The organism is Mycobacterium sp. (assembly GCF_050701515.1).
Lineage (GTDB): Bacteria > Actinomycetota > Actinomycetes > Mycobacteriales > Mycobacteriaceae > Mycobacterium.
Genome location: NZ_JBOGDB010000080.1, coordinates 1 through 8,562, shown reverse-complemented (window position 1 = coordinate 8,562; position 8,562 = coordinate 1). Strand labels below are relative to the sequence as shown.

At 68.1% G+C, this 8,562-nt stretch carries 10 protein-coding genes and 1 pseudogene; 1 reads left to right on the top strand and 10 read right to left on the bottom strand.

Going from position 1 to position 8,562, the window contains the following annotated elements; translation table 11 throughout:
* From ACRDU5_RS06910 to ACRDU5_RS06900, 3 genes are all read right to left on the bottom strand, one after another.
* Positions 1-944: anti-sigma-D factor RsdA (locus ACRDU5_RS06910; protein WP_526613746.1), on the bottom strand; the 944-nt coding region annotated here is incomplete at its 3' end.
* A complete protein-coding gene (locus ACRDU5_RS06905; RefSeq protein WP_526613745.1) occupies positions 937-1,515 on the bottom strand; it encodes an RNA polymerase sigma factor in 579 nt (192 codons plus the stop codon). The genes ACRDU5_RS06905 and ACRDU5_RS06910, both read right to left, overlap by 8 nt.
* 87 nt (positions 1,516-1,602) lie before the next feature.
* The gene (locus ACRDU5_RS06900; protein ID WP_526613744.1) at positions 1,603-2,412 is read right to left on the bottom strand and encodes a hypothetical protein; all 810 of its coding nucleotides are present in this window, start codon (positions 2,410-2,412) and stop codon (positions 1,603-1,605) included.
* A gap of 404 nt (positions 2,413-2,816) precedes the next feature.
* Here ACRDU5_RS06900 and ACRDU5_RS06895 point away from each other — a divergent pair, with 404 nt between their 5' ends.
* Complete coding sequence (locus ACRDU5_RS06895) at positions 2,817-3,107, top strand: WhiB family transcriptional regulator (protein ID WP_526613743.1); 291 nt, start codon at positions 2,817-2,819, stop codon at positions 3,105-3,107.
* Between the two features lie 66 nt (positions 3,108-3,173).
* Here ACRDU5_RS06895 and groL read toward each other — a convergent pair whose 3' ends face one another.
* From groL to ACRDU5_RS06860, 7 genes and pseudogenes are all read right to left on the bottom strand, one after another.
* Positions 3,174-4,793: a chaperonin GroEL gene (gene groL, locus ACRDU5_RS06890; protein WP_526613742.1), complete on the bottom strand. Its 1,620-nt coding sequence runs from the start codon at positions 4,791-4,793 to the stop codon at positions 3,174-3,176.
* 86 nt (positions 4,794-4,879) lie between these two features.
* Positions 4,880-5,182, bottom strand: coding sequence for a co-chaperone GroES (gene groES, locus ACRDU5_RS06885; RefSeq protein WP_526613741.1), 303 nt, complete (start codon positions 5,180-5,182; stop codon positions 4,880-4,882).
* 191 nt (positions 5,183-5,373) lie between these two features.
* Positions 5,374-6,366: an alpha/beta fold hydrolase gene (locus tag ACRDU5_RS06880; RefSeq protein WP_526613740.1), complete on the bottom strand. Its 993-nt coding sequence runs from the start codon at positions 6,364-6,366 to the stop codon at positions 5,374-5,376.
* Positions 6,367-6,383: 17 nt separating this feature from the next.
* A complete protein-coding gene (locus tag ACRDU5_RS06875) occupies positions 6,384-6,881 on the bottom strand; it encodes a nuclear transport factor 2 family protein (protein WP_526613739.1) in 498 nt (165 codons plus the stop codon).
* Positions 6,878-7,903 (bottom strand): tRNA (adenosine(37)-N6)-threonylcarbamoyltransferase complex transferase subunit TsaD, encoded by a 1,026-nt coding sequence (gene tsaD / locus ACRDU5_RS06870; RefSeq protein WP_526613738.1) that lies wholly within the window; start codon positions 7,901-7,903, stop codon positions 6,878-6,880. Before tsaD ends, ACRDU5_RS06875 begins: the two co-directional genes overlap by 4 nt.
* Positions 7,900-8,394, bottom strand: a complete 495-nt coding sequence (gene rimI, locus ACRDU5_RS06865) for a ribosomal protein S18-alanine N-acetyltransferase (protein WP_526613737.1) — start codon at positions 8,392-8,394, stop codon at positions 7,900-7,902. Before rimI ends, tsaD begins: the two co-directional genes overlap by 4 nt.
* Positions 8,391-8,562: pseudogene (locus ACRDU5_RS06860) on the bottom strand (tRNA (adenosine(37)-N6)-threonylcarbamoyltransferase complex dimerization subunit type 1 TsaB); the annotation flags it as partial. The gene rimI and the pseudogene ACRDU5_RS06860, both read right to left, overlap by 4 nt.

Here is an 8,562-nt window from a genome sequence, read left to right as displayed (position 1 = left end):
TCCGGCGCAGGCGCGGGCTTCGGCTCCTCCGGCGCAGGCTTCGGTGCCGGCGCGGGTTTCGGTTCCTCCGGCTCGGGCTTCGGCGCAGGCTCCTCCGGAGCGGGCTTGGGTAGCGGAACAGGCTTTGGTTCCTCGGGTGCGGGCTTCGGTGGCTCCACCGGCAGCGGGAACTTCGGCGGCTCCACCGGCAGCGGAGGCAGCGGGAACTTCGGTGGCTCCACCGGCAGCGGAAGCAGCGGGAGCTTGGGTGGCTCCACCGGCAGCGGGGGCAGCGGGGGCAGCGGCTCGATGACCGCAGGTCCCGGAACTCCCGGCGGTGGTGCGACCGGTGCCGGCGGCAGCGTGGCGTTCGGGTCGCGGTTTTCGACCTTCACCGACAACCGATTCCACTGGTCCTGCAGCTCCTGCTTGCGCTGGGTGTCCTCGACGGTCTGAACGGTGGTGGTGATCGAGTCGAGCTTGACCTGAGCCTCCGACCACTGGCCCTGATCGATCAGCTGCTGGACCTCTTGCATCTGCGTCTGGGCCGCGAGCGCCACCTGGTCGTCACGGGTGGCCTGCTGCTCACCGAACAGCATGGTGCGCAAGCCATAGAGCGCATCGCCGGGACCGGCGCCGTAGACGACCGCACCGAAACCGCCGAGACACAACAGCGCGGCGGCGACCGCGCCGACCACGGCCATCGACATCCGGGCCCGCTGGCGCCCGGCAAGCCCGCGCCGCAGTGCCATCACGGCGTCGCCCTGCGTCGCCACGCCCGCGGCGGCTGGCAGGCGCACCTCGTCGCGCCAACCGCTCATCAGATTGGCCAGCTCGGCGTCGGCCGGATCGGTCGAATACACCGGCTGCTCGGAGGCCAGCGCATCGAGGAACCGGTCGGTGCGGGCGATGGCGTTCAGCGACGGGTCGCCCCCGTTCGCGCCCCAGCGACTGAAATCAGGCATGGTCGTGCCCCGTCGCGATGATCTCCGCCTTCAGCCGGGCAAGCGCGCGATGCTGGGCGACCCGAACCGCGCCGGCCGTACTGCCGACCGCCTCGGCGGTCTCCTCGGCACTCATGCCGACGACGATGCGCAAGATCAGGATTTCCCGCTGCTTCTCCGGCAGCACTTCCAGCAGCTTTTTCATCCGGGCCGCTGATTCGCTCTCGATGGCGAGTTGTTCGGGGTTGGCCTCCACGGAGAACCGTTCCGGCACGACATCCGTCGGGTCGGAGCGGTTCCTGGCGGCCGCGCGATGAGCGTCGGCTACCTTGTGCGCGGCAATGCCGTACACAAAGGCCAGGAACGGTCGTCCCTGATCCTTGTAGCGCGGCAGCGCCGTGATGGCGGCCAAGCACACCTCCTGAGCTACGTCATCTGCCGAGAGACCACTTCGTTCGGCCGTCCCAACTCGTGCCCGGCAGTAGCGGACAACGATCGGACGTATGGTCTCCAGCACCTCCCGAAGCGCGTCCCGGTTGCCCGCCACGGCTTCAGCAACGACAGCATCGAGACGTTCTCCCGAAATTGTCATCGGTAAAGCTCTCTCCAGCGTTACGGGTGGGACTAATGGCGACAGGGGTGTCACTAAACATTAACGATCGAATCGGTGCGACCGAGTTCAGCGATCCAACAACACGCCGCCCCTGCGCCGCAGGGTATCGGCGCAGTCGTCACGAATGCTCTCCACCTGTTGCACGGAGTGCACAGTGCTGCCGATATCGACCATCAAGCAAGCCAACGCCCAGCTCAGTGGGATGATTCCCAGCCGCCGCGTGGTGTCCAAGGCTGCCTCGGCAACGGTGCGCGACCGGTCCAGCTGCCCGGCGCTGCACAGGGCGGCGGCCAGTACGACATCGGACTTCTCCGCGTGGCGCGCCGAACCTAATCCCGCCGCCCAGCCGACGGCGGCCTCGGCGTGTGCGACCGCGGCAGCACCGTCGCCGGTGGACATCGCCAGTTCGGCCGTCACCCACGCCAGCCGCACCGCCTGCCGCGCCGGGGCGCCTTCGAGCAAATCGCTGGCCCGCTCGAGCGCCCGCGCGGAGGCAGCGAACCGGCCGACACCGACTGCGTCGGCGGCCAGACCGATCATGGCGTCGACGCGCGCTTCCCGATCGGTTCCCGCCACCGCCAGGGCCCGGCCGTCCCAGCCGCGGGCCTTCTCGTGCCAGCCGAGCTGGCGCAGGAACGATGCCTGCGTGCTGTGCGCCAGGGACGCCAATGGACCGACGCGCTGGGCGCGCCGGAGGTGGGCGAGGTCGGCATCGGCGCTGCCGTAGCGACCCTGCCCGCCGGCGACGACCGCACGCAGCCATAGTTCGCCGAGCGTGCCGGCCGCGGGTAGCGGCCAGTGCCCGGGGTCGTCGCCGAAGGCGGCATTCGTGAGCACGGTTGCCGTCGCGGTCGGCGCGCCGCCGGTCAGGGTCATCAGCCGCCGACGCTATCAATGCCGCGTGCTGTTCCCGGTACCGGTGGGCACGGGTAATTGTCTGCGGCCAAATCACATTCGTTAATAGTTTGTGGTGCGGGCGTTAAATCCATGTCAAGCGCAAAACTGAAACAACTCAATGCGAACTGCGCGAACACCAACCGTCAGCTGCCACCGGCCGTCGTTGGTCACCGTTGTCGTTGCACAAGGGGCCCAACGATGAACATGAAGTAAATTCTGGGCCTGCGGATATGTCGTTGAGCACATGTTGGGGCTATTGACGGATTTTCCTGAGCACCCATACTTTTGTGTACACGAGTAGTCATCGGCGACATGTGCTCGGATCGGTTCCACAACTCACGCACCGGCGGTTTCCAAATCGGTGCGCAGAGAGGGGTTTTCCAATGCTACAGCCGCAAGAGCTACCCGGACCCAACGCCGATATCTGGGACTGGCAGATGCACGGCGTGTGCCGAGGGGTCGATTCGTCAGTGTTCTTCCACCCCGACGGCGAACGCGGACGCGCCCGCGCACAGCGAGAGATGCGCGCCAAAGAGATGTGCCGGCGCTGCCCGGTGATCGCCCAGTGCCGCTCGCACGCGCTTGCCGTCGGCGAGCCCTACGGCATCTGGGGCGGCTTGTCGGAAGCGGAGCGTGAACTGTTGCTGAAGCGGGGTATCCGCCGCGCCTCTTAAGCGTGAGAAGACGGAAACGCCCCCGAACACTCGCGTGTCGGGGGCATTTCCGTCTGCTCGCCAGACTTAGTGAGTGTGGCCGTGATGGTGACCGGCGTGCTCCTCCTCCTCGGCGGGTTTTTCCACAACCGCCGTCTCGGTGGTGAGCACCATCCGGGCCACCGACGCGGCGTTGAGCACCGCCGAGCGGGTGACCTTGACCGGATCGACCACACCGTCGGCCACCAGGTCGCCGTAGGACAGCGTCGCGGCGTTGAAGCCATGCCCGGCGGGCAGCCCATTGACCTTGTTGACCACGACCGATCCGTCCAGGCCGGCGTTGGCCGCGATCCAGTACAGCGGTGTGGAAAGTGCCTCCGAGAACACGTCGACACCGACCGCCTCGTCGCCGGTCACGGAATCCCGCAGCGACGACAGCGCCGAACGGGCGTGCAACAGCGCGACGCCGCCGCCCGTGACGATGCCCTCCTCGACCGCGGCCTTGGCCGCAGCGACCGCGTCCTCGACGCTCTCCTTGCGCTGCTTCAGCGCGGTCTCGGTGGCCGCGCCGACCTTGATGACGGCAACGCCGCCGGACAGCTTGGCCAGCCGCTCCTCGAGTTTCTCGCGGTCCCAGTCGGAATCGGTGGACTCGATCTCCGCGCGCAGCTGTGCCGTGCGTGCCTCGATGGCCTCCTGCGAGCCGCCGCCGTCGACGATGACGGTGCTGTCCTTGCTGACCACGACGCGCCGCGCCGATCCCAGCACGTCGAGGCCCACCTCGCGCAGCACCAGGCCGACGTCGGGGTTGACCACCTGGGCGCCGGCCACCACGGCGAGGTCCTCCAGGAAGGCCTTGCGGCGATCCCCGAAGAACGGCGCCTTGACCGCGACGGCCTTCAGCGTCTTGCGAATCGCGTTGACCACCAACGTCGAAAGCGCTTCGCCCTCGACATCCTCGGCGACGATCAGGAGCGGCTTGCCCGCTTCGGCGACCTTCTCCAGCAGCGGAAGCAGGTCGGGTAACGAGCTGATCTTCTCGCGGTGCAATAGCACCAGCACGTCCTCGAGAATCGCCTCTTGGGCGTCGAAGTCGGTCATGAAGTACGCCGAGATGAAGCCCTTGTCGAAGCCGACGCCGTCGGTGATCTCCAGCTCGGTGCTCAGCGTCGACGACTCCTCGACACTGACCACGCCGTCGTGGCCGACCTTGGTCATCGCCTCACCGACCAGCTCGCCGATCTGCTCGTCGCGCGAGGAAACGGTGGCCACCTGCGCGATGCCGGTCTTGTCGGTCACCGGGGTGGCAGCCGCGAGCAGCGCCTCGGACACCGCGTCGGCGGCCTTGCCGATGCCCGCCCCGAGCGCCATCGGATTGGACCCGGCGGCGACGTTGCGCAGCCCGGCCTTGATCAGCGCCTGCGCCAGCACGGTTGCGGTGGTGGTGCCGTCGCCGGCGACGTCGTTGGTCTTGGTGGCCACCGACTTCACCAGCTGGGCGCCCAGGTTCTCGAACGGGTCTTCCAGGTCGATCTCACGGGCCACGGTGACACCGTCGTTGGTCACCGTCGGCCCGCCGAACGCCTTGGCCAGCACCACGTGCCGGCCGCGCGGTCCCAGCGTCACCCGTACCGCGTCGGCGAGCTTGTCGACGCCGGCTTCCAATGCGCGACGCGCCGTTTCGTTGAACTCAATAAGTTTTGCCATAGTGCGTGTCCGTCCTTGCTACGCATGCCGCCCCGGGAACCCACCGCTGTCACGCGGGGATCGCCGGGGCGGTCACGCTCGTCGGTTTACTTGTTGACGATGGCCAGCACGTCGCGCGCGGACAGGATCAGGTACTCCTCGTTGTTGTACTTGATCTCGGTGCCGCCGTACTTGCTGTAGATGACGACGTCACCTTCCGACACGTCCAGCGGGATCCGCTTGTCACCGTCCTCGTCCCACCGGCCGGGGCCGACTGCGACGACGGTGCCTTCCTGCGGCTTCTCCTTGGCGGTGTCGGGAATTACCAGACCGGACGCGGTCGTGGTTTCGGCCTCGTTGGCCTGTACGAGGATCTTGTCCTCGAGTGGCTTGATGTTCACGCTCGCCACGATGGAGCCCTCCACTAGTTCGGGTGTCGATCCGGGGAAACTCCCCGGACCTACTGACTTGACAGCATTAACAGGTGTTCGGCATGCGTCCGTGCCCTCGCGCCGTCGTCGCGGGTGCCGGGAGAGGGCCTGGCCGCCTGCCACCTAGCACTCTATACATGAGAGTGCTAGCACTCAAGGTCGCCCCATGCCTATCGCTCGTGGCGAACGCGCAGGTCGCCGAAGAACGCGATGACCAGGGGATTGAACAGGTCGGCGCGCTCCCACTGGAGGAAGTGACCGGCGCCCGGAAGCACGACGGGCCCGGTGCGGTTGGTGAAGGCCACCTCGCAGGTGGGCAGGAAGTCGGGGCCGATCACCTGGTCGTCCATGCCGTACAGGATCAACGTCGGAACGTCGACCTTGCGGTCAACGAGCGGCGGCTCGCTCACCGGTCGGCCGTGTAGGAGCTGATAGGCGGCCCAGCCCCCGCGCATCCGCTCCTCGGAGGAGAAGGGTTCGGTCATGAAGTCGACGTCCGCCGCGGTGAACGTGCCCGGCGACGCCCACAACCGGTGTCCGTAAAACTCGGCGATGTACCGGCGGCGCCTGGCCGGCGTGTCGAGATCCTTGGCGAGCTCGTCCGGCGTCACGCCCTGCCGGTAGCGGTAGTCACCCGTTGGCCCGTCGCCGAGTGCGCGCATTGACGACACGTCGATGCCTGCCGCGGCGAAGTCGTCGAAGACGAACGGCGGCACGGAGTCGAAAAACACGAGCTTCTCGACGAACCCCGGATAGCGATGTAGGAGGTCGACCGCTATGGCGCCACCCAGATCGCCACCGATCACGCCACAACGCTGGTGGCCGAGCACGTCGTGGACGAGCAGGTAAAAGTCCCGGCTCCACGCCGCCAGGTCGTACACGTCCGCGGCTGAGGTGTCCGAGTCACCGTAGCCGCGCGAATCGGGCGCGATCACTTCGTAGCCGGCCTGCGCCAGCGCGGTGATGTTGCGCCACCAGATGCGTTTCGTCTCGGGGTATCCGTGCAGCAGCAACAACGGATATCCCCCGACGCCTTCGTGCACGAACGCGAGCGACAACCCGTCGCGCCCGTCGCTCGGCGGTACCTCCCGACGATGGATCGGGAACGCATCCGGTGCCGGTGTCGCAGGCTGCGCGGGTCGCAGGCGGAGGTCGTAGTGCACGGCAGCAGTCTTGCGCACTACCGATCGAAATTGCGCGGATCGATCATGAGATGGGCCGACACATCGCCGATCATCTCGACGTCGACCTGCCGGGCGGTGAAGTACCAGCCGGTTTCGTCGCGGCCGAAGGTGTCGAAGTAGCGGCCGACCACGATCGGCTGCAGCGGCACGGTCTCGGTGGCCTGCACGACGCAGAACGTGGACCGGGCGGTGGCCGTGCCGTCGCCGCTCAACTCGACGACGGGGTTCAGCACCAGATGGCGGGTGCGTGGCGTGTTGCCGTGATCGGGGTAGCGCCGGGTGGTCATCGCGAACAGCTTGGCGATGTTCTCGGCGCCCGATGTCGATTGCGAGCGGGTGCCCGCGAACGTCGAGCGGGCCAGCAGCCGCCCGACGCCGTCGAAGTCGCCGGCATCGATAAGCTCGGCGTAGCGGTACAGCAACTCGGTGATCGCCAGCCGGTCTTCCACTGGGTCAATGCGCGATCCGCCTGCGGCTACTCGCTCGCTGCTCATGCCACTTGGCCTTTCACCACCGGCAGACCCGGGTCGCTGGCGACGTCCAGCGCTGACGGCGCCGCGCCCGCGCCCACCAGGTGTGCGGCGAACGACGCGATCATCGCGCCGTTGTCGGTGCACAGCCGGGGCCGCGGGATCCGCAGCGTCAGCCCGTTGGCCGCGCACCGCTCCTCGGCCAGTTCGCGCAGCCGCGAATTCGCCGCCACGCCACCGGCGACCAGCAGCGTCGACACACCGAGCTCGGTGGCGGCCCGGACGGCCTTCGCCGTCAACACGTCAGCGACCGCCTCCTGGAACCCGGCGGCGACATCGGCCGGCGGCGCGGTCGGGTTGCGCTCCACGTAACGGGCAACGGCGGTCTTGAGCCCGGAGAAGCTGAACGCATAGGGGTCGTCGCGCGGGCCGGTCATCCCGCGCGGGAACACAATGGCCTCGCGGTCCCCCTCACGGGCCAGGTCGTCGAGCACCTTGCCGCCGGGATAGCCGAGCCCCAACAGCCGCGCAACCTTGTCGTAGGCCTCCCCCGCGGCGTCGTCCACGGTGCTGCCGAGTTCGACGATCGGCTCACCCAGCGATCGGACATGCAGCAGGTTGGTGTGGCCGCCGGAGACCAGCAGGCCAACGCATTCCGGCAACGGGCCGTGCTCGAACACGTCGGCGGCGAGATGGCCGCCCAGGTGATTGACGGCGTAGAACGGCACCTGCCAGGCGACCGAAAAGGCCTTGGCCGCAGCGACTCCCACCAACAGCGCGCCGGCCAGACCGGGACCGATGGTGGCCGCGACGATGTCCGGCTTGGCGATGCCGGCCGCGTCCAGGGCCCGGCGCACGGTGGGCCCCAACGCCTCCAGGTGCGCTCGCGACGCGATCTCGGGCACCACCCCGCCGAACCGGGCGTGTTCGTCGACGCTGGACGCCACCTCGTCGGCCAGCAATGTCACCGCGCCGTCGGAGGACAGGTCGGCGATGCCGACACCGGTCTCGTCGCAGGAGCTCTCGATGGCGAGGATGGTCGTCATGACGGATTCCCTTGGGGCGAAAGCCGCATCGTGTAGGCGTCCGCGCGGCTGACCCGGTAGTACCGCTTGCGCAGTCCGATGTTCACGAAGCCCGCGTTCTCGTACAGTCCGATCGCGGCCGCGTTGTCCGTCCGCACCTCGAGGTAGACCGTGCCTCCGGCGGCGTAGTCCAGCAGCCGCGCCAGCAGTTCGCGTCCGATGCCCTGACCGTGATAGGCGGGATCGACACCGACGGTGTGGATTTCGTATTCGTAGGGCGGCTTCCGCCCGAGCCGCGAAATGCCGCCGTACCCGACGAGCTTGTCGTCCGGCTCAGACCCGATGTCGCCGGCCGAGCGGCTCCGTGCGGCGACGTAGTGGTTGTGCTTGGCGTGGATTTCACGCAGGAACGCCTCTGCCGGCCACGGGTCGTCTCCGTCGAACAGCTGCGCCTCCAGTTCGGCGCACCGCGTGGCGTCGCTCGGTTTCAGGCCGGTGTAGGTGACGGTCATGGCGTCACCGCCGGTTGCTCGGCGGCGCGCGGTTTGGCGTCGGGGCGGCGCAGGTACAGCGGGATCAGCGGCCGTGGCGGCGCCGTCCAGTCGACGACCCGCACCAGGCCGGATGCCGTCGGGTAGACCGCGGGCTGGCGGGGCAGGCCGAACAGCGCGGCGTGATCG